This is a genomic window from Bacillus sp. EB106-08-02-XG196, assembly GCF_013396335.1.
Taxonomy (GTDB): Bacteria; Bacillota; Bacilli; order Bacillales; family Cytobacillaceae; genus Neobacillus.
In genome coordinates, this window is record NZ_JABWSY010000003.1 from 26173 (window position 1) to 47910 (window position 21738).

17 protein-coding genes are annotated in these 21738 nt (G+C 37.5%); 16 read left to right on the forward strand and 1 reads right to left on the reverse strand.

Annotated elements, in window-relative coordinates; all coding sequences use genetic code 11:
- The first annotated feature begins 9 nt into the window (after positions 1-9).
- The 10 genes from rhaM to MLOOGBEN_RS29090 all read left to right on the forward strand — a co-directional run bounded on the left by rhaM (position 10) and on the right by MLOOGBEN_RS29090 (position 11709).
- Positions 10-324, forward strand: coding sequence for an L-rhamnose mutarotase (gene rhaM / locus MLOOGBEN_RS05995; RefSeq protein ID WP_179157354.1), 315 nt, complete (start codon positions 10-12; stop codon positions 322-324).
- A gap of 332 nt (positions 325-656) precedes the next feature.
- A complete protein-coding gene (locus MLOOGBEN_RS06000) occupies positions 657-2357 on the forward strand; it encodes a sensor histidine kinase (protein WP_218781067.1) in 1701 nt (566 codons plus the stop codon).
- Positions 2350-3909: a response regulator transcription factor gene (locus MLOOGBEN_RS06005; RefSeq protein WP_179157356.1), complete on the forward strand. Its 1560-nt coding sequence runs from the start codon at positions 2350-2352 to the stop codon at positions 3907-3909. The genes MLOOGBEN_RS06000 and MLOOGBEN_RS06005 overlap by 8 nt, the downstream gene beginning before the upstream one ends.
- A gap of 25 nt (positions 3910-3934) precedes the next feature.
- The gene (locus MLOOGBEN_RS06010; protein WP_256988914.1) at positions 3935-5230 is read left to right on the forward strand and encodes an ABC transporter substrate-binding protein; all 1296 of its coding nucleotides are present in this window, start codon (positions 3935-3937) and stop codon (positions 5228-5230) included.
- A 194-nt stretch (positions 5231-5424) separates the two neighbouring features.
- Positions 5425-6732 (forward strand): ABC transporter substrate-binding protein, encoded by a 1308-nt coding sequence (locus MLOOGBEN_RS06015; protein ID WP_179157357.1) that lies wholly within the window; start codon positions 5425-5427, stop codon positions 6730-6732.
- Positions 6733-6823: 91 nt separating this feature from the next.
- Entirely contained in the window at positions 6824-7783 is a 960-nt protein-coding gene (locus MLOOGBEN_RS06020) for a carbohydrate ABC transporter permease (protein ID WP_179157358.1), read from the forward strand.
- Positions 7784-7785: 2 nt separating this feature from the next.
- Positions 7786-8631, forward strand: coding sequence for a carbohydrate ABC transporter permease (locus MLOOGBEN_RS06025; RefSeq protein ID WP_179157359.1), 846 nt, complete (start codon positions 7786-7788; stop codon positions 8629-8631).
- 340 nt (positions 8632-8971) lie between these two features.
- Positions 8972-9607, forward strand: coding sequence for a YesL family protein (locus MLOOGBEN_RS06030; RefSeq protein WP_179157360.1), 636 nt, complete (start codon positions 8972-8974; stop codon positions 9605-9607).
- Positions 9608-9680: 73 nt separating this feature from the next.
- Positions 9681-10487, forward strand: a complete 807-nt coding sequence (locus MLOOGBEN_RS06035; protein WP_179157361.1) for an alpha/beta hydrolase — start codon at positions 9681-9683, stop codon at positions 10485-10487.
- A gap of 484 nt (positions 10488-10971) precedes the next feature.
- The gene (locus MLOOGBEN_RS29090) at positions 10972-11709 is read left to right on the forward strand and encodes a CAP domain-containing protein (protein WP_179157606.1); all 738 of its coding nucleotides are present in this window, start codon (positions 10972-10974) and stop codon (positions 11707-11709) included.
- Positions 11710-11816: 107 nt separating this feature from the next.
- On the opposite strand, the gene MLOOGBEN_RS06045 is transcribed toward MLOOGBEN_RS29090, so the two are convergent.
- A complete protein-coding gene (locus tag MLOOGBEN_RS06045; RefSeq protein WP_179157362.1) occupies positions 11817-13544 on the reverse strand; it encodes a sigma-54 interaction domain-containing protein in 1728 nt (575 codons plus the stop codon).
- 346 nt (positions 13545-13890) lie between these two features.
- On the opposite strand from MLOOGBEN_RS06045, the gene hutU reads away from it, so the two are divergent.
- The 6 genes from hutU to MLOOGBEN_RS06070 all read left to right on the forward strand — a co-directional run bounded on the left by hutU (position 13891) and on the right by MLOOGBEN_RS06070 (position 21683).
- Entirely contained in the window at positions 13891-15612 is a 1722-nt protein-coding gene (gene hutU / locus MLOOGBEN_RS06050) for a urocanate hydratase (RefSeq protein WP_179157363.1), read from the forward strand.
- A gap of 455 nt (positions 15613-16067) precedes the next feature.
- Entirely contained in the window at positions 16068-16229 is a 162-nt protein-coding gene (locus MLOOGBEN_RS28895) for a hypothetical protein (protein WP_218781068.1), read from the forward strand.
- Between the two features lie 88 nt (positions 16230-16317).
- Positions 16318-17679, forward strand: coding sequence for a YjiH family protein (locus MLOOGBEN_RS06055; RefSeq protein WP_179157364.1), 1362 nt, complete (start codon positions 16318-16320; stop codon positions 17677-17679).
- 91 nt (positions 17680-17770) lie between these two features.
- A complete protein-coding gene (gene hutI, locus MLOOGBEN_RS06060; protein WP_256988917.1) occupies positions 17771-19027 on the forward strand; it encodes an imidazolonepropionase in 1257 nt (418 codons plus the stop codon).
- 22 nt (positions 19028-19049) lie between these two features.
- Positions 19050-20216 carry a M20/M25/M40 family metallo-hydrolase gene (locus MLOOGBEN_RS06065; protein ID WP_179157366.1) on the forward strand — a complete coding sequence of 389 codons (1167 nt, stop codon included), beginning with the start codon at positions 19050-19052 and terminating at the stop codon, positions 20214-20216.
- Between the two features lie 150 nt (positions 20217-20366).
- Complete coding sequence (locus MLOOGBEN_RS06070) at positions 20367-21683, forward strand: Na+/H+ antiporter NhaC family protein (RefSeq protein ID WP_179157367.1); 1317 nt, start codon at positions 20367-20369, stop codon at positions 21681-21683.
- Positions 21684-21738: the final 55 nt, after the last annotated feature.

The following is a 21738-nucleotide window of genomic DNA, read 5'->3' on the forward strand; positions in this document are numbered from 1 at the left end:
GGGGATCTTATGATTCGAAAAGCATCGGTTATGAAAGTGTTCAAAGGATGTCAGGAAGAATATAAAAAACGCCACGATCAATTATGGCCGGAAATGGAACAGGAATTAAAAAATCATGGCGCACATCATTATTCCATTTTTTTAGACGAGAAGACCAATAATCTGTTCGCATATGTAGAAATTGAGAGTGAAGAAAAATGGAGTGATATGGCGAAAACAGAAATTTGTCAAAAATGGTGGGACCATATGAAAGACATTATGGAAACCAATCCCGATAATAGCCCCGTTTCATACGAATTAAAGCAAGTATTTTATTTAGATTAAATAGCTCCACTTATTAAAAATAATAGATTCGATCAAAAGCCCTCAAGAACCTTTGAGGGTTTTTGGCTTGTACGTACATATTTGTCGAAACACTAAATATATAAAATTTTTCATAATTTTCTATGAAAAAAGGTATATAAATGATAAAATCGAATTAATTTCATACGGACAAGTTGATTATTTTTTATTTTTATTAATTTGGCTACGCTTACAATGGAATAAAAAAAACAAACGGAGACTTACTCTATATGATGAAGGTACTTCAAAGACTAAGGAAGCAGTATTTGAACCTAAAAATAAAATACAAACTTTTCTTACTTGTGTCATGGATCATGGTAATTTCATTTTCTTTTACCTTTTTCGGATTAACATATGCTTTTCAAATTTATGATGAGCAAATTTATAGTAAGTCCTCACAAGTTTTAAGTACATCCTCTAATAGTATTGAAAGTGAATTAAAAGATTTAGAGGACCTATCCTATAATATTTTGACAGATCCCCAAATTCAACAATACTTATCTTCGGTAAGAGAGGATAGTACCGAATATGAAAAATTTCGCCTGCGCACCAACATGTTGGATAAGCTGCTAAGCTATGCAAACAAAGAAGAATACATCCAATCGGTTAATGTAGTTGATACAAATGGAGAAGAGTATGTGGTGGGGCCAAGGACATTTGAATTAACGCCAGAGCAAAAAATCGATATTACTAAGTTAGCCATCAAGGCTAATGGCAGTAATGTCTGGCTAAATCCAGAGAAAAATGATTTTATATTTGCTACCGCACGAGAAATAAGACAGTTTCGGAATTTAAGCTTTGACAATTTAGGTACGATTATCATCTATCTTAATATGGATAAACTCGCTGGAAATATATTAGAGGGATCAAAAAAAATGGATGGGGAATTTTTAATCGTTAGTGATAACAATCAAATATTTCCAAAAGAAACAAATTCTCCATTTAAAGAAGCAGCAATATCATTAGATTCTGGCACAATCAATTCAGGCTATCAAATCAAAAAAATTGATAATAAAAATTACTTTCTAGTACATATTAAATCCAGCTACTTTGATTGGGGTTACTTGAATGTTATTCCCTTTAATCAAATCTTTGAAAATATCAATAAGGTTAAAACATTTTTAATCATCATATTTATTCTGATGTTTGTTGGCGTCACGATTTTTGGTATCCGATTTGCCAGAAACATTACGATTCCTTTAGAGAATCTTGTAGCGGGCATGCAATATGTGAAAGTGGGGGACTTTAAGGAAGCAAGAAAAAAAGCACTTAAAACCTCGATTTTGCAGGATGATGAGGTGGGTAACCTCCAGCAAAATTTCCAGACCATGATCCAACAAATTGATGAACTAATAAATGAAAATTACTCTAAGCAGCTTACGATAAAAGAGACTGAGTTTAAGGCGCTGCAAGCCCAAATTAATCCTCACTTTTTATACAATACGCTAGAATCCATCAATTGGTTAGCAAAAGGCAATGGGCAGACACAAATTTCTAGAATGGTAGAATCACTCGGGTTTCTCCTGCGTAATTCAATTAGCTTAAAAAAACCATTGATAACGATTGAAGAGGAGCTTAGTATTGTAAAAAATTATGTGATTATTCAGAAATACAGATTTGAAGAAAGATTGGATTTCCACATGCTGGTAGATTCAGATATTTACCCATACTATATTCCGAAGTTAACACTGCAGCCACTTATTGAAAATGCCATTCATTATGCACTAGAGCCGAAGATTGATTCTTGTAAAATTAGTATTTATTCGATCATAAATAAAGAAGCTATTAAACTAATTGTAGAAGATGATGGACCGGGAATGGAGTCTGCTTTTATAGAAAAGTTAAAAAAAGGAGAAGTGAAAACCCGTGGACAAGGGGTTGGCTTATCAAATATTGATGACAGAATAAAATTGTCTTATGGGGAGAAATATGGAGTAAGGATTGAAAGTGAACCCAATAAAGGAACGAAAGTTATCATTGTTTTACCTTTCGATAAGGGGGAAGACCATGTATAAGGTATTATTAGTCGATGATGAAAGAATCATTACCGAAGGAATGTCAAAGGTCATTAATTGGGAGTCGATTGGGACAAGTTTAATTGGGACGGCAAGAAATGGTATAGAGGCCTACAACATAATCGAACAAAACAAACCAGATATTGTGATTAGTGATATCAAAATGCCTGGTATGAATGGTCTTGAGCTAGTTGCAAAAGTTCATAGCGTTTTTCCTGAAATACGATTTATTTTATTATCAGGATTTAGTGAATTCGATTTTGCAAAACAAGCCATGCAATACGGCGTGAAGCATTATCTATTAAAACCTTGTAATGAGAATACGATAATGGATGCAGTTTCGGAGATTTGTGAGGATTTTAATCAAAACCAAAAGAGAGAACAATTTATCCAGAAAATGAAGGGAACTCTCGAAAGTGTTCTTCCCTATGCCAAAGAACAGCTGCTTAAAGAGTTTATTACCAATCATTATGAAAACAAAGACTTAGAGTATTATCAAAACCTTTTTAATATAGATTTAAATACTCCCAAGGTTAGGCTCGTTTTATTTCAACTAGAGGGGAAATTTGAATTTGAGCACATGTTTGCAATCAGAAAAATTGCTGAAAATATTTTTGATTCATATATTGTTAGTTGTTCAGTAGGGGAAACCATATTATTTCTAATTGAGGATTACTGTAACTACCCTAAACTTTATTCACAAATTGAAAAAATTAAACATACATTCTATCAATATTACCAGATTGATTCGACAGTTGCGATTAGCGAATCAGGGAAAATTAGTAATGCCAATAAATTATATAATGAAGCCCTCGATTGTTTAACGTATCGTTTTTATTTAGGGGAAGGGGGAGTCATAACAAAGAAGGACATTGCCTATCAAAACCCTTCAGATGAAATAGAATTCTATTATGATGATCAAACCTTCTGTAGATTAGTGAAATCAGGGTCCTGGACAGATGTGACTAAAGAAATAAACACATTTTTTAATCATTTAATAGATTTAAGACTCGATATTAATATCACAAAGTCATATGTGATCCAATTATTTAATGCCATGATACGGTTATGTGAACCTAAAGATATGACTATGTATTTAACAAAATTAACGTTTCTCTTAGAAATAGACACGATTCAAAATTTAAAATCCTTTTTTGAAAGCGTTGCCCGAGAAATTACTCTTTCCTTTTTTGAACACAATAATAATAAACATTCAACGATTATCAATAAAGTCATCGAGACGATTGATCAGTATATTGGTAATCAAAATTTATCCTTGCATTGGGTTGCAAATGAAATGTTGTATATGAATGCTGATTATCTTGGGAAGCTGTTTAAAAAAGAAACAGGAGAAAAGTTTTCAAATTATATAACGAGATTAAGAATTGAATTGGCTATTAATTTAATAGAAAAGGAAAATGATGTAAAGGTATTCGAAATTGCTGAAAAAATTGGTTATGGTGAAAATCCTCAATATTTTAGTCAGGTATTTAAAAAACACACTGGTTTTACTCCATCAGAATACAAGAGAGAATCCTTACAAGGATCGTAAAATATAGTCAAAGGGGAAAAAAACGATGAAAAAACTATTGTTTTCAACTTTATCCCTAGTAATGGTAATTTTCACTGGTGGTTGCGGGAAATTGAATATCGTAGATTCCGCTGAGAGTAAAGCTAAAGAGGAAATTACTTTAAAAATTGCCTGGTGGGGAGAACAACCACGACACGACTATACAATGGAAGTAATTGAATTGTTTGAGGAGAAATATCCAAATATTAATGTTGAGCCCTTATATGCAAATTGGGATGATTATTGGAAACGACTCGCCCCGATGGCAGCGGGTAATAAACTTCCTGACATCATCCAAATGGACTTGCTTTATCTTAGACCATACAGTGATAATAACCTACTAGAGGATTTAACCCCCTATATTAAACAAGATGTAATTAAGACAAAATCAATCAGTACGGGAATTCTTTCTGGCGGAAAAATCGGCAAAAATTTTTATGGATTTCCATTAGGAATTAATGCACCAGCCATTATCGTAGATCGCCCATTACTTTCTTCAGCGGTCGATGACTATCCAAAGCCTGATTGGTCATGGAGTGATTTTGAAGAAATTGCTTTACAGGTTCAAAAAGAAAAACGAATTTATGGTACAAACGGAATGAAATCCCCGGATGTATTCTTTTCGTATTATTTACGGACGAAAGGAATGAATTTATATAATAAAACTGGAACTGGTTTAGGATATGAGGATGATCAATTGTTTATTGATTATTTCGAGATGCAATTAAGAATGCTGGAAAAAGGGGCCTTTCCAAGAGCAGATGTTACAGAACAAATAAAAAGAATAGAAGATGAGTTAATCGTAAATCAACAAACTCCGATGCAATGGGCATATTCCAACCAATATTTCGGTTTTTTGGAAGCAGCAAACCGGCAGCTCGAGCTTATTCCTCCACCAGGACCTGGCCAAGAGTTAGGACTTACAGTGAAGCCTAGTATGCTTTTTTCAATGTCAAAAAGTTCAAAGAATAAAGAGGCAGCTGCTCTATTCATTAATTTCTTTATAAATGATATTCAAGCAAATAAGGTAATTAAGGGTGAAAGAGGGGTTCCGATTTCTTCTAATGTAGTCGAGAAAATAGAAGAAGATTTATCCGAAAATCAGAGAATCGTATTCGATTACGTAAATAAAGTGAAAAATTCAAATAGTAATGTTGAGAAAGCGGATCCCCTTGGAGGTATCGAGGTAGTGAAAATTTTACAAGATGTTTCAGAACAAATCTTGTTTAAAAAACTAACCCCACAGGAAGGAGCACAAATTTTTAGAACGGAAGCAAATAAAATCCTATCAAAAAAGAATTAAGGTTTCTTCAACGATAAAGGCTCCCATGGAACAAGCAATAGACTGCTTATTCCATGGGAGCTTTTCTATTTCTTTGAAATGTCTGATTTTTGAACAAACTAAGCGGAAAATTGGATTCAGACAATTCCGACAAGATTTTATAATAGTAAATGTAAACACTTACATAAAAGTGTAAAAAATAAGGGGGAGAAAAAATGAAAAAATTCTTAGTTTTATTATTAACTTTTGTTTTAGCCTTTTCATTAGCTGCATGTAGCGGTAGTAGTTCAACAAGCAGCAACGATTCTGATTCTGATTCAAAAGATGATAAAAAAGATGAAAAAGTTACTCTTCGAATTGCATGGTGGGGCTCGCAGCCACGACATGATTATACTCTAGAAATTATTAAAATGTATGAAGAAAAAAATCCAAATGTAAAAATCGAAGCAGAATATGCAGCATGGGATGACTACTGGAAAAAGCTAGCTCCACAAGCAGCAGCAAATGAGCTTCCTGATATTGTCCAAATGGACCTATCATACTTCTCACAGTATGCGCAAAATAACCAAATTACTGATTTAACTCCATATTTGGATAAACAAATCAATACAAAAGATATTGCTGAAAATATCATCAACGGCGGTAAACTTGGCGACAAGTTATATGGAATTAATGCTGGTGTAAACGTTGTTGGTTTCCATCATGATCCAGCAGTACTTGCAAAAGCTGGTGTAGATTCTATCCCTGAAAATTGGACTTGGGACGATTACAAAGAAATCGCAGCAAAAGCAAAAGCTGCTGGCGTATTCATGGATACAGGAATGAAAGCCGATGTATTCTTCAACTATTACTTAAGAACACAAGGAAAGTCACTTTATAGCAAAGATGGTGCATCTCTAGGATATAAAGATGACAAGCTGTTCGAGGATTTCTTCAACATGACAGCTGGTTTAGTAAAGGATAAAGCGGTTCCTACACCTGACTTCTTAGCACAGTTAAAAGGGATCGAAGATGATCCTGTCGTTACTCAAAATGCAATTGGTATCTGGCAATGGTCTAACCAGTTTGTAGGGCTTCAACAAGTGGCAAATAGAGAACTTGCTATCGCTCCAATGCCAGGTCCTGACAGCGAAAAAGGTTTATATTTAAAACCAAGTATGTTCTGGTCTGTTGGAAATAATTCAGAACATAAAGAAGAAGCTGCAAAGTTCATCGATTTCATGATCAATGATATTGAAGCGAACAAATTAAATCTTGGTGACCGTGGTGTCCCTGGTTCTTCTGTTGTTAAAGAAGCATTAAAGCCACTGCTTTCACCGGCACAAGTCCAAGTATTTGATTATGTTGATTGGGCAGAAGGAAATAGCTCAGAATTCGATGGTCCAGACCCAGTTGGTGCCGGAGAAGTAATTGAAACGCTTGACAGTTTAGCTGAACAAATGGCTTATGGAAATCTATCAGTGAAAGATGCTGCAAAACAGTTTAGACAACAAGCTGAAAGCGTCCTAGCACAAAACAAATAATAATTTCCACTTCGGTAGCTGATCACTTAATTAGATCAGCTATCGTCCTTTCATCTTAGGGAAAGAAGCCAAAGAATAAGGAGTTGAATAAATGAATACACGTGTGATAAAGGAAAATGTAAAAGTAGATATCCCCATTCGCTCTGTTAGCAAACGAAGCCGTGCCATCAAGGAAAACTTGACAGGGTATGCGTTTATCAGTCCGTTTATTATTGGATTCCTTGCTTTTACGTTAATTCCGATAATAGCGTCTTTATATTTATCATTTACAAACTATAATTTATTTGCTGCACCACAATGGATAGGAATTGAAAACTACAAAAAAATGTTTACATCTGACCCGCGCTTATTGCAATCATTAAAAGTTACACTCATCTATGTGCTTGCTGGGGTTCCTTTAAGACTAATATTTGCATTATTAATTGCTGTGATATTAAATACAACTTCAAGAGCAGTTGGACTCTATCGCTCATTGTTCTATTTACCATCCCTAATTGGCGGCAGCGTTGCTGTTGCGATTATGTGGCGTAATGTTTTTGGTGACTTAGGTATTGTTAACATTTTACTTGATTTACTTGGACTTCCAATCGTGAAATGGTTTGGTAATCCGACTGCGGCATTATGGATGCTCATCTTCTTGTCAGTATGGCAATTTGGTTCCTCGATGCTGATCTTCTTAGCAGGATTGAAAGGTATTCCAAAAAGTTATTATGAAGCTGCTAGTGTTGACGGAGCCAATGGTATACAGCAATTCTTCAAAATTACTCTTCCAATGCTCAGCCCGGTTATTCTATTCAATACGGTTATGCAAACAATTGCTGCATTTATGACATTCGTGCCAGCGTTTATTATCTCAAAAGGTACAGGCGGACCGTTAGATGGAACACTCCTTTATTCATTATATTTATTCATCCAAGGTTTTGAGTTCTTCAATATGGGATATGCTTCAGCAATGGCATGGGTCATGCTTATTATCGTAGGATTTTTAACAGTCATTATTTTTACGACATCAAAATATTGGGTTCACTATGAATCAGAAGGAGGCAAATAACCATGACATCGAAGTTAAAATCACCAAGATGGTGGATCTATCATATACTAGTCGGTGCCTTTGCGATTTTAATGCTTTATCCAGTTATTTGGCTCGTGATGAGCTCATTTAAACCAAGTGATACAATCTTTATTACGGCTAAATCACTGATACCAGAAACCTGGATTTGGACGAACTTTGTAGACGGGTGGGAAGGGATTGGCGGAAATTCATTCGGTGTATTTATCAAAAATACTGCCATCCTAGTCGTGATTACCTTAATTGGACAAGTAATATCGTCTGCATTTATTGCCTTCGGCTTTGCACGTTTAGAGTTTAAAGGAAAGGCAATTTGGTTTGGAATTATGATGCTTACCTTGATGCTTCCACATGATGTGTTAATGGTACCGCAATATATCATTTTCGCGAAACTAGATTGGCTTAACTCTATTAAACCACTTGCAATACCAGCATATTTTGGACATCCGTTCTTTATCTTCCTTCTCGTTCAATTTATACGGACAATTCCTAGAGAGCTCGATGAAGCGGCCATTATTGATGGCTGCGGTACCTTCAAGATTTTCACGAAGATCATTTTGCCATTAATTAAACCATCTTTAGCTACAGCAGCAATTTTCTCTTTCTATTGGACGTGGGAATCCCTATTAGGGCCTGTATTATATTTAAACAGTCCTACAAAATATACCGTTTCCATGGCTCTAAATATGTTCCTAAGTAATGAAACCGTATCGAATTGGGGTGCCATGTTTGCGATGTCGGTGGTTACCTTGATTCCTGTATTCGTCGTATTCTTCCTCTTCCAACGTCATGTTGTCGAAGGAATCAGTACGAGTGGATTAAAGGGCTAACATGGTAACGAAAGTATCTAATTTGAAACTTTGCCACTTCTAACTGTAGATGGAAGTGGCAAAGAAGCAAAGAGAAGAAAGAGCGGTCACTCATAGAGGTTATGAGAGCCCGGAAACAGCAAAAAGAAGAAAGAGCGGTCGCTCATAGAGGTTATGAGAGCCCTGAAACAGCAAAAAAAAGAAAGAGCGGTCGCTCATAGTAGTTATGAGAGCCCGGAAACAGCAAAAATAAGAAGGAACGGTCACTCATAGAGGGTACTTATAGAGGCTACCGTCTAACTTCAAGGCAGGAAAGAGCAAATAACAATGGTTAAGTACAACTGTTCAAGGAGGATTACAAATGGACACTTCAGGATTTATAGAAAGTTTAAATAAATTGCTTGAATGGATTTCAAGACTAGCATTCTTAAATTTATTATGGATCTCATTTTCTCTTCTAGGTATCATCTTCTTTGGATTTTTTCCTGCAACGGTGGCGATGTTCGCAGTTGTTCGAAAATGGATGCTAGGTAATGATGAAATGTCTATTTTTAAGACTTTTTGGACTGCATATAAACGAGACTTTTTGAAGAGTAATATTCTTGGAGTTATCATTCTTGCTATTGGATTGATTTTGTATATTGACTTTCAGTTCGTACTAAATGCATCGAATAGTTTCGTATCAATTCTTTATGTTCCATTATTCATTATCACGTTCATATTTATTTCAATGCTGTTTTATATCATTCCGATTTTTGTGCATTATGATATGAAGCTTAGCAAGGTAATTAAGAACTCATTCTTTGTAATGATTATGAATCCTCTTTCTACTTTTTATTTGCTGATTGGCAGCTTCGGTATCGTTTTTGTCCTATCCTACGCACCGCCAATTTGTATACTTTATAGCGGTAATCTATTAGCACTATTTATTATGAAGCCGGCAACCAATGCTTTTGAAAAAATTAATCAAAAATCAAAGCTATTAGTAAATTTATAATGATGAAAAGGAGAGATAGTGAAGCCATTTACTATTTCTCCCTTTCATCAGTGGAACTAGTGGAGGAATAAGTATGAATATAAAACTTACTATAGGAAAGATACCTTTATGGGACAATGTCAAACTAGTAGAAAATGAATTTAACACAGATTGTCCTAGTATCGAGCCCTTTTTGGTTGAGGGAGATGGGCAGTATCCGGTTATGATTATCGCTCCTGGAGGAGGTTACTCTCACCGTGCAGAACATGAGGGATACCCAGTAGCGCAGTGGCTAAATTCCATTGGCATTTCTGCAATCGTCCTCCATTATCGAGTAGCACCATTTAGTCATCCAATTCCATTAGGCGATGCCCAGAGAGCTATTCGAATGGTAAGATATCATGCTTCTGAGTGGAAATTAGATCAAAATCGTATTGGAATCCTTGGGTTTTCTGCAGGAGGTCATTTAGCTTCAACCGCTGGAACACATTTTGACTCAGGAAAAAGTCAGGCAGAAGATCCGATTGAACGGATTAGCAGCCGTCCTGATGTCATGGTACTTTGTTACCCAGTCATTACCATGGGGGAGTATACCCATGAAGGAAGCAGAATCAATTTATTAGGTGAAAGCCCAAGTTTAGAAATGATTCAATTATTATCAAGTGAATCTCAAATTACAGAAGATACTCCACCGACCTTTCTCTGGCATACAGCCGATGACGCAGCAGTTGACGTAGAAAATAGTTTGCTTTTTTCCACTATGTTAAACAGGCTAAAGATTCCCTTTGAACTTCATGTTTTTGAAAGCGGTCGACATGGATTAGGGATGGCTGAGGAACATCCTGAAGCAAAAGCTTGGCCAGGGTTATGTGAGGCATGGTTAAGGAAAAGAGGGTTTTAGTTAAATTTAAATACCAACTTCCCTAGTTAAGATAAATTTTATAATAGTAATTTACCCCATATGAATAACAAATAACCGATTGGTAACCATTACCATTCGGTTTTTTTATGCAGAAAATACCATCAATATATTTTGAAAAAAAATCAAAAATAAGAAGGCAAAAAAACATTTTTGCAAGGGGGTAATCAGGTTGATAAAAAAGTCATTTGGCTTGCTGCTATCAGGGGTTTTAACATTTGGTCTAGCTGCATGTAACAATGGAAATGATGCAGCAGATGAAGTCCGTACAGGCAGGATAGATCGAGACCAAACCACTTTAAATGTTGGTAATGGAAGAGATGACGGGATAGACCATAATGGTCCACTAACCGAGGATTACACCAATAATGATAATAATGATAGCGATTGGGATCGAGGTACAAATAATCGAAACAATAATGATGATTTTGTAACCAATGTAAATAATGATCGTCAGACAAATCGAATCCACAACAGAAATGTAAATCGCAATCACGTAAATGTGGATAAAGACAACAATAATAATGATGCATTAAATATCTCAGCAGATCGAACAACATTGAATAGTAAGAATTACCCTCATACAAAAGCGATATTAATTCAACATGCTCAGTATAGGTACATTCCATTCGGATCTGTTCAATGGTATCAATTTGGAGGTCAACAAGGAAAGACTCCAACACAGCAGCAACAACCAACAACAAAAGCACCAACTCAACAACCAGCAGCACCGGCGCCAGCGCCTGCTGCACCGGCACCAAAACCAGCGGCACCAGCACCAGCACCAAAACCAGCAGCACCGGCACCAGCACCAGCAACTGGCGATGTAAGTGCATACGTTAAACAGGTGATTGATTTAACCAATGCACAACGTAGTAAAAACGGTTTACCGGCTTTAAAACATGATACACAATTAAGTGGAGTTGCACAAAAGAAATCTGTAGACATGGCACAAAACAATTATTTTTCACATACGAGCCCTACCTATGGTTCACCATTCGATATGATGAGGGACATGGGCGTTTCGTATAAGTCAGCAGGGGAAAATATCGCCCAAGGACAACGTACACCACAAGAGGTCGTAACAGCATGGATGAACAGCGAAGGGCATAGGAAGAACATTTTAAGCGCTAACTTTACTCATATTGGAGTTGGTTACGAAAAGTCTGGCAACCACTGGACACAAATGTTTATTGGTAAGTAAAAGTATGAAGAGAGACAGGAATCTAAGTGGATTCCTGTCTCATTCTCAGTTTTATTGGATATTGGAACTTTCTCTATCCTGCTGAGATAAAATTTAATATTTCCTTTTTACCTTTCATTCTTCGTACAGGTATTTTTTAACTCATGTTTTTTTATATGATACTGTAAACTTTGCCGGGTAATCCCAAGCAATTTAGCCGATTTTGAAATATTCCAGTCGTTTTGTTCTAAAACCCTCTGAATATAATGCTCTTGGGAGTTACTAAAAATAGATTTAATCGGGTTTTTCGCCATTTCCTTTTGTTTCTTATTCTTTGACGAACTTTTTGATACTAGTTTATTTCGTAAATAGGCAGGAAGATGCTCAATATTTAATTCACTTTCCAATTCACTAGTTTGTATGATGATATTTTCAATTAGATGCTCCAATTCCCTGGTGTTCCCAGGCCAAGGATATTGAAGGAGTGTAGATTGTAATGTTTTTGAAAGACCCGGCACAGTTTTGTTAAATTTCTTTTGATGTTTTTCAATAAAGTGGTTGATAAAAAATATAATATCCTCGCTACGTTCTCTCAAAGGGGGAATAAAAAGACTCGTATGAGCGATACGGTAAAATAAATCAAGACGCATCTTTTTTTCTTCTATCAGTTTAATTGGATCCTCATTTGATGCACTAATAACTGTGCATTCTACCGGGGTAACGTCATTCGATCCGACCCTTCGAACCAAACGTTCTTGCAAAACTCTCATCAGTTTCGATTGAAGTGTAAGCGGCATAGAGTTAATCTCATCAAGAAAAAGTGTACCATTTTTTGCATGTTCGAAAAGCCCAATTTGATTTGATGCTCCGGTAAAAGCCCCTTTAACAGTTCCAAATAGTGTGCTTTCCAATAAGGTTTCAGGAATGGCTGCACAGTTAACTGCTACAAATGGATTTTCTGCCCTTGGACTATGGTTGTGAATACTTTGAGCAAATAGTTCCTTTCCCGTTCCAGTTTCTCCGACAATTAACACATCGGTATTATGTATCGCGATATTTTGAGCTTCTAAAATGAGATTTTTTAAGGTGAAACTTTTACCTTTGATATTTTCAAATGTAAACGTGGTTCCGTTGTTAAAATGCCGGGAACCAGATTCAGAAGCTTGGATAATTTGCCTTTTTTGCTCAATAGCTTGGTGTAAGCGATTCTTTAGCTGTGATTCATTTGTACTTACTGAAAAAACAGCGATTGTATCTCCATCTCTTTGAATAGGAAACGTACTATAATTCACATACCGGGGTACTCCGTTTACTGTTGAATGAGCTCGATACCGCGAAAATATGGGCTTTCCTGTTTTGAAGGTATGTTTATGCTCGGAATATTGCGGATTATAATTATAAGCAGACCAAAGATGCTTTCCGATAATTTCTTGGCTGTCTAATCCCTCAAGCTTTTCCTGTGCATGATTATATAAGATAATCCTGCCCTCATTGTCACTCATCATGACCCCTTCATCTAAAGATTCCATTATTTTCTCAAGGCAGTATAATCGTGCTGATTGATTTTCTATTAAATTTGTGATGTCTTCGATGCAAAGAATAATGTATTCACTTTCCGCAGAAAACTTTTTTACCTCAATAGAGAGCTTTTTTTGATTCAATGTTAGGGTGAATTTTTCATTCTCAACTAATTTTTCCCGCTTGCAGGGGAAATGGTCTAAAATATGCTGCCCTTCTATTAGATCCAATTCAACGACTGGATGCAGGTCATACCATAAAATATGAAAGGTGTCATCTAGGACAACCACTCCGTCAACAAAACTTTTAATAATAGAACCTATCGATTGTGCAATCATATTCTTTACCTCCTTTAAAAAGATAATCCTTATCAGAATATAACACTTATTTTGAATTTTATTAATAGTCTGCATGCAAAAAATATCTGCACGCAGAATATGTAATCGTTTTCAAGGGTAATTATGTTTACATGATTTTATAGACAAAAGCGGTGCAAAATCTATCTGCGATATTTTTGAAGATATTTCCATTTACTTGTTTGTTTTATTGTGATTTATAAGTTTCCATACAGATCCTTTGCGGGAATTTAATTAAATTAAGGGAATTTCAAAAGTTGGCACGCAACTTGCAATATCTAAAGTGAGTAGAGTTAATACTACATTTATTTTTTAGGAGGAAATGTATATGTCAAAGCCAGAAATTTTATATTCCGTAAAGGCACAAAGAGGAAATGTACTTCGTTGTAAAGGTTGGAGACAAGAGTCAATCCTAAGAATGCTTGAAAATAATATGGAAAATGCTGAGAAACCAGAAGAACTCGTTATTTACGGCGGGATTGGAAAGGCTGCACGAAACTGGGAGTCCTACCATGCGATTGTAAAATCGTTAAAAGAGCTTGAAGATGATGAAACACTTGTTGTTCAATCTGGTATGCCTGTTGCCGTCTTCAAAACTCATAAATATGCACCAACCGTTGTTATGGCAACAACTAATATTATGAAAGCCGACTGGCCAACTTTCTATGAACTTCAAGATAAGAACTTAACAATGTATGCTAACTATACTGCTGCTCCATGGGAGTACATAGGTACACAAGGTGTTATCCAAGGGACATTTGAAACCTTATCGGCTATTGCCCGCCTTCACTATAATGATTCCCTTGTTGGTAAGATCCTTCTAACTGCCGGTGCTGGCGGAATGGGCGGTAACCAAACAAGAGCAATGACCATGCATGGCGGGGTTGCGATTCTATGTGACTCTAACATTGAAATTATTAATCGAAGAATTGAAAAAGGATTTATAGATTGTGTCGCAGACACATTAGATGAAGCAATTTCAATGGCTAAGCAATATGCGGCAGTAGGCAAACCTCTTGGTGTGGCTGTGGTAGGAAACGCTGCAGATATATTCGAGGAAGTACTTCAAACAGGCTGGTTACCAGATATCTCAACCTCAATGACACCGGCACATGACCCAATCTCTTACTTACCATCCGGTTACACTGTTCAAGAAGCAGAAGAGTTGCGCGACACAAATCGTGATCTTTATTTAGAAAAAGCCCGTGAAACAATGATCCGTGAGCTAGAAGCATTAATTAAATTATTGGATCTTGGCGTACATTCCTTCGAGTACGGCACTAGTATCCGTAAGGAATGTATCGATGCTGGGTTTGATGCAAAAGAAGCAAAGCGTCTTCCAGGATTCGTTGCTGAATACATTCGTCCGCTATTCTGCGAAGGCCGCGGACCGTTCCGCTGGATCTGCTTATCAGGTGAAGCAGAAGACTTACGTAAAATTGATGAAATGATTCTTGAAGAATTTAGTGATGACCTCTTAGTAACACGCTGGATTAATTTGGCAATGAAACATATTCCAATCGAAGCTTTACCTGCACGTATTTGTTACATGGGCTTTGGACAGCGAAAGAAATTTGCCCTAAAAGTAAATGACATGATTAAGAAAGGTGAACTTGCAGGACCAGTAGCATTCTCCCGTGACAACCTTGACTCTGGTTCCATCGTAAACCCAACATTCGAGTCTGAGAACATGAAGGATGGCGGCGACTTAATCTCTGACTGGCCGGTATTGAATGGTCTGTTAAATGCAGTTGGTATGTGTGATTTAATCGCATTACAAGCAAACTACTCGATGGGTGAAGCGGTTCATACGGGTGTAACGATGATTGCTGATGGTACTGCAGAATCTGATATGAGACTTGAAGTGGCAATGACCGTTGACTCAGGTATCGGAGTTGTACGACATGCCCAGGCTGGTTACGATACAGCCCGTGATGTAGCTAACGGAAAAGGAAAACTGACTGATGAAAGCATTAAGATTCCATTATGGTGGTCACCGAAGGCAACATTTGGTCCAAAGGATCTTGAAAAGGAAAATGTAAAGGCTTAATTTTACTCTGAAATATGGCTGTCCCAAGTAAAGGGGTATGAACCTGCCATTCAAAAATATCTAGATGAAATCGGTATGATCTTAGAATGGAATAGAACTTAAGGGGCAGCCCTTTCTTTTGAATAGGCTCTTTTGTAAACTTAGTTGCTTTCTATACAAATTACTCTAAATTAATCGCAACTTCGGACAAGTTTGTTGAACTTTAGAGGCATCATGCCTGAACCTGTAGCAACTTCAGACAAGTTTGATGAACTTTAGAGTCATGGTGTCCGAACCAGAGGTGACTTCAGACAAGCTTGATGAATTTAAGAGTCATGGTGTCTGAACCAGAGGTGACTTCAGACAAGCTTGATGAATTTAAGAGTCATGGTGTCCGAACCAGAGGTGATTTCAGACAAGCTTGATGAATCTAAGAGTCATGGTGTCCGAACCAGAGGGAACTTCAGACAAGTTTGATGAATCTAAGAGTCATGGTGTCCGAACCAGAGGGAACTTCAGACAAGTTTGATGAATCTAAGAGTCATGGTGTCCGAACCTGTGGAAACTCAGACAAGTTTGATGAGTCTATGAGCCATGGTGTTCGAATCAGAGGCGACTTAAGCAAAAAACGTAATTAACCAATAAAAAAACCACAATCTTTGCGAAAATAGCCTTTGAATAAAGAATCCCCAAATACTCCGGTTAATTATTGAAAGAGGTGAACATATGAGTAAACTTCAAGAATCCGTTGAAATCCATCAGCCAGGGCTCAAACAAAATACTGATTTTCTGGCGCCCATTAATACCATTCCGAACATTATAAAGTTTTTACTGTTCAGCTCAATTGGTATCTTCATGTTCTTTATTCCAGTCGAATGGAACGGGAAAAGCTCTATTCCATTAGATCATTTCGTGACTTGGGTTCGATCATTGGTTGGAAATGGGGCATCCTATTATGTCTTAATCCTTGTTGTGTTAGGCGCCATCCACCCCTTTTATAAGAAGACATGGAATAAAAATGCTGTGGAAGTGGTTTTTTCTTTATTTAAAGTTCTTGGGGCAATTGCAACCGTTCTTGTCATTTTTAAGGCTGGTCCCGCCTGGTTAATGGCTGAAGATATGGGGCCTTATTGGTTAAACTTCTTACTCATTCCAATTGGTATGCTTGTTCCAATCGGAGCCGTTTTCTTAGCCTTGTTGGTTGGATATGGATTATTGGAGTTTATCGGTATTTTTATGCAGCCAATCATGAGGCCAATCTGGAGAACACCGGGAAGGTCTGCAATCGACGCTGTTGCATCATTTGTTGGCAGCTATTCTATTGGACTTTTAATTACAAATAGGGTGTATAAAGAAGGAAAATATACGAAAAGAGAAGCGGTGATTATTGCCACTGGCTTTTCAACCGTTTCCGCCACATTTATGATTGTTGTCGCGAAAACACTGGATTTAATGCATATTTGGAATCTTTACTTTTGGTTAACATTAGTTGTTACATTTGCGGTTACAGCCATTACGGTACGTCTAAGACCAATCAGTAAAATGAGTGATGATTACTACTCGGGTGAAGGCTATCCTGAAGAGGTAATAAAGAAGGACCGCCTGAAAGTAGCATGGAATCAAGCGATGGTGACAGCCTATTCAGCCCCTAAACTGTGGCGGAATATCTTTGAAAATGTAAGAGACGGAGTCCTAATGGCAATGGGCATTCTGCCTACGATTATGTCAATAGGCTTACTAGGTTTAATATTAGTAAACCAAACACCAGTTTTTGATTATATAGCCTATGTATTTTACCCGCTAACAGCGCTTTTGCAAATCCCAGAGCCATTATTGGCAGCAAAGGCTGCAACAATTAATTTAGTAGATATGTTTGTTCCTTCTTTAGTCGTTTTGAAGTCTAGTTTAGAGACAAGATTTATCATTGGATCTTTATCCATTTCTGTCATTCTCTTCTTTTCTTCGTTAATTCCGTGCATCATGTCAACAGAAATTCCGTTGAAGATGAGAGATATCATCTCTATCTGGTTCTTAAGAACGGTATTTTCTCTTATGCTAATCACACCGCTTGCTTTGCTATTTTTATAAATTGCATGTTTGTGATTTTGTATAAATTAGGAAAGAATCACCTCTAGTACAACTAGACATGTGAAAAATAATCATGGAGGTATGGCTAAAAATGTCTAATACCAAGGTAAAGATAAAGGTAGATTTAGTAATCTCACAGGCCGCAGAAGCTTTAACCTGTGTTGGAGATAGCATGGAAGACATCGGCATAATTACAAATGCCTGGATTGCAATCAAAGATGACAAAATAGTCGGAGTCGGCTCCGAAGAAGAGATCAAAGCTCAATTTGAATTTGATTCGGGCAGTGTAGTTAATGCTACAGGCAAAGTTGTTGTTCCAGGCTTTGTTGACTCCCATACCCATTTAGTGTTTTATGGCACAAGGGTGGAAGAATATGCGGCTAAGTTGACAGGAAAGCCGGAGAAGCTTGAAAAGCTTTTGATGACAATAGGGCCGAATCGAACAATTGAGCTTACACGGAATACCCCGGCAGATGAATTATTCGAACAATCAAAGAAACGTATGCTGACAATGCTTGAGCATGGAATTACAACAGTGGAGAGTAAAAGCGGCTACGGTCTAACGACAGAAAGTGAAATTAAAATTCTAGAAGTAAGCAGAAGACTCGGGGAAGAAACGCCGCTTGATGTGATAAATACATTTTTAGGAGCACATGGAATTCCAGAAAACCTTTCGAAAGAGGAATATATGGAAGTCATTATCAATGATATGATTCCAAAGGTTGCTGAACGAAAACTGGCTGAGTTTTGTGATGTATGGTGTGATGCTGGTTATTTTACAGCAGAGGAATCGGAAAGGATTCTTAAGGCTGGCTTAGAGTACGGAATGAAGCCAAAAATTCATGCAGATGCCTACTCCTACATTGGGGGTTCTGACCTGGCGGCTGAAATGAAAATGGTTTCCATTGATCATTTAAATTACACGCCAGTGGAAGTAATGAAAAAGCTGGCAGAGGCAAAAGTAACAGCTGTTTTAATGCCGGCTCTTGATTTTGCTGTTGGTCATAAGCGACCATTTGACGCTAGACAGATGCTCGATTTAGGAATGAACATCGCACTGGCTACAGACCTTTGCCCTGCATCCTATACGCAATCAATGCAGTTTGTCATCGCTCTTGCTTGCCGTTTGTATAAGTTTTCCGTGGAGGAAGCGATTAAAGCAGCCACAATCGCGGGTGCGAGGGCACTCAACCTCGATGACCGAGGAACCATTCAGGTAGGAAAATTGGCAGATTTACAGATTTGGGATGTTCCAACCTATAAGCATGTGGCATATGAACTAGGAACGAATGTCGTAGAAACGGTTATAAAAAACGGCATAGTGGTTGTTAACCGCAAGTCTAAATGAATAGAGGTATGGAGGGGTATGAATGCAAACTAAACTTAAATCAAGTGCAGCTGAGCATGTAAATGGAGAGCGTCTTTTAGATTTATTTTTGGAATTAGCCAAATTAAACGCACCGAGTACAAAAGAGCAACAAGTCGCTGATTATTTAAAGAAGGCTTTACTAGAGCTTGGGTTTACTCTTGAGTTTGACGAAGCACATAAAAATTTTAATGGGGAAGTAGGCAATCTGATTGCTTGGCATGAAGGGACAGATCCAACAATCCCGCCATTATTCTTCTCTACACACATGGATACCGTTTTACCAACAGAGGGTTTGAAGACGGTAATTAAAGATGGTGTGATTTATTCTGACGGGACAACGATTTTAGGGGCAGACGACAGAGCGGCATTAGCAGCCTATCTTGAGGCCATGAGAGCCATCATTGAGGGCGGTATTCCACATGGTCCAATTGAATTTATATTAACGGTAAATGAACAGCCGGGATTAGTTGGTGCCCGCTATATGGATTACTCTAAAGCAAAAAGTAAAACAGGCTATATTTTTGATAGCAGCGGCGATGTTGGTCAAATTATTCTTAAAGGTCCATATAGCAGCCGTATTTGTATGGAGGTTCAAGGCAATGCCGCACATATTGCGCTTAATTCAAAAGAGGGCAATAGTGCTATTTTAATAGCTGCTGAAGGTCTATCTAATATGAAGCTTGGTGAAATCGAAGAAGGAACACTGGCTAATATCGGGATTATTAACGGGGGAGAGCTTACCTCTATTATTCCTGGCAGTGTCACAGTGACAGGCGAAGTCAGAAGCTTTTCAAAGGAAAAGCTTAATGCTCAGCTAAAGCATATGGAAGAAGTCATGCAGCAATCTGCTGAAAAAAAAGGCGGAAAGGTAAAGGTAAGAATCGAGAAAAAGTATTTTGGTTTTGATATTCCTAAAGATGATATTTTAGTAAAGACAGTTTGGACAGCCGCGGAAAATATCGTTGTAAAACCTTATTTAACAGAAACATTGGGCGGAGCTGACACGAATGTATTAAATGAAAATGGATTAACTTGTTTGACACTGGGACTTGGGTTTCAGAATATCCATTCTTTCAGGGAATGTATCAGCATTGAAAACCTAATTAACACTGGCAGACTAACGGCGGCACTCATTGAGCAATGGTATACCAATCATATAGAATCATAATCGATGAGCAAGACCAGGGGGAATGTACAGAAAAGAATATTTTATTAAGCCCAATATCTCTTCAAAATTTATATGTGGCAAGTTGCTTTTTTCCAGGGATGGCGGAAAAAAATGAATTTATTAATTGGTCAAATTATGAGGGGGGCCTATATGTTAGATAATCCTGTACTAATATCTGTACTTGTTTTAACGGTCTTAAGTCTTTTGAGGGTACATGTCATTTTTGCTTTGCTTTTTGCCGCCATGATTGCCGGGCTGACAGCCAAATTATCACTATCGGAAACGCTCTCAACTCTAATCGGCGGGATGGGGGGACAGGCGGAAACGGCTTTAAGTTATATTTTACTTGGTGTTTTTGCCGCCATGATTGCCTACTCAGGAATTACCAAGATATTAATTGACAAGTTACTGGCAAAGAAAAAGCAGAGCAAATATGTATTATTGCTAATGATCGCTGGACTTACCTGTCTTTCTGGTACCTTAATTCCTGTCCATATTGCTTTTATTCCAATTTTAATCCCGCCTCTATTGCTTTTCTTTAATTATTTAAAAATGGACCGAAGAGCTGTGGCCAGTGCCCTTACTTTTGGTTTGAAAATGCCATATATCGTAATTCCAGTTGGTTATGGAATCATTTTCCATGGAATTCTGGCTGCGGAAATGAAAGCGAACGGTATGCCAATTGCTCAATCTCAAATTCCACTTGCTATGATACTGCCAGCGGCTGGCATGTTTGTCGGTTTATTTATTGCTATCTTTTTCTCTTATCGTAAGGCAAGAGCATATGAAGCAAGTCAGGACCAAGCTTTTGCCGAGGTCAGTGCAACGAATGAAACGGCTGCAAGAAGGTTTCAGGTTAGAGACTTTATCACGATAGGAGCCGTTGTTATCGCTTTAGCCACACAGCTTATCGTCGGGTCAATGGTATTAGGAGCTCTTGCCGGGATTCTTGTTATGTTTATAGGAAGAATTGTAACATTGAATGATGGGGAACAGGTTGTACAGGACGGTGTTAAATTGATGGGGGCAATCGCTTTTGTGATGTTAATTGCTTCAGGCTATGCTACCGTTCTTAAAGAAACTGGAGCTGTTAGTGAAATGGTAGGAGCAGTAAACTCCCTTGTCGGGGATAGCAAGCTTTTGGCAGCTATATTATTACTGCTAATCGGGCTTTTAGTAACGATGGGAATCGGTACATCATTCGGTACTGTTCCAATCTTGGCAACTGTGTTTGTGCCGTTATGTATTATGATGGACTTTAGTCCCCTAGCAACCGTGGCATTGCTTGGTACAGCAGGTGCCTTGGGGGATGCTGGATCACCTGCATCTGATAGTACTCTTGGGCCGACATCTGGATTAAACGCGGATGGGAAGCATGACCATATATGGGATACATGTGTTCCGACGTTTATGCATTATAACATCCCACTATTTGTGTTTGGTGTAACAGCAGCATTAGTTTTATAATAGAGTCAATGTACAGAATATTATTGCGAAAGCACTAAAGGGAGTTTGATAGCGA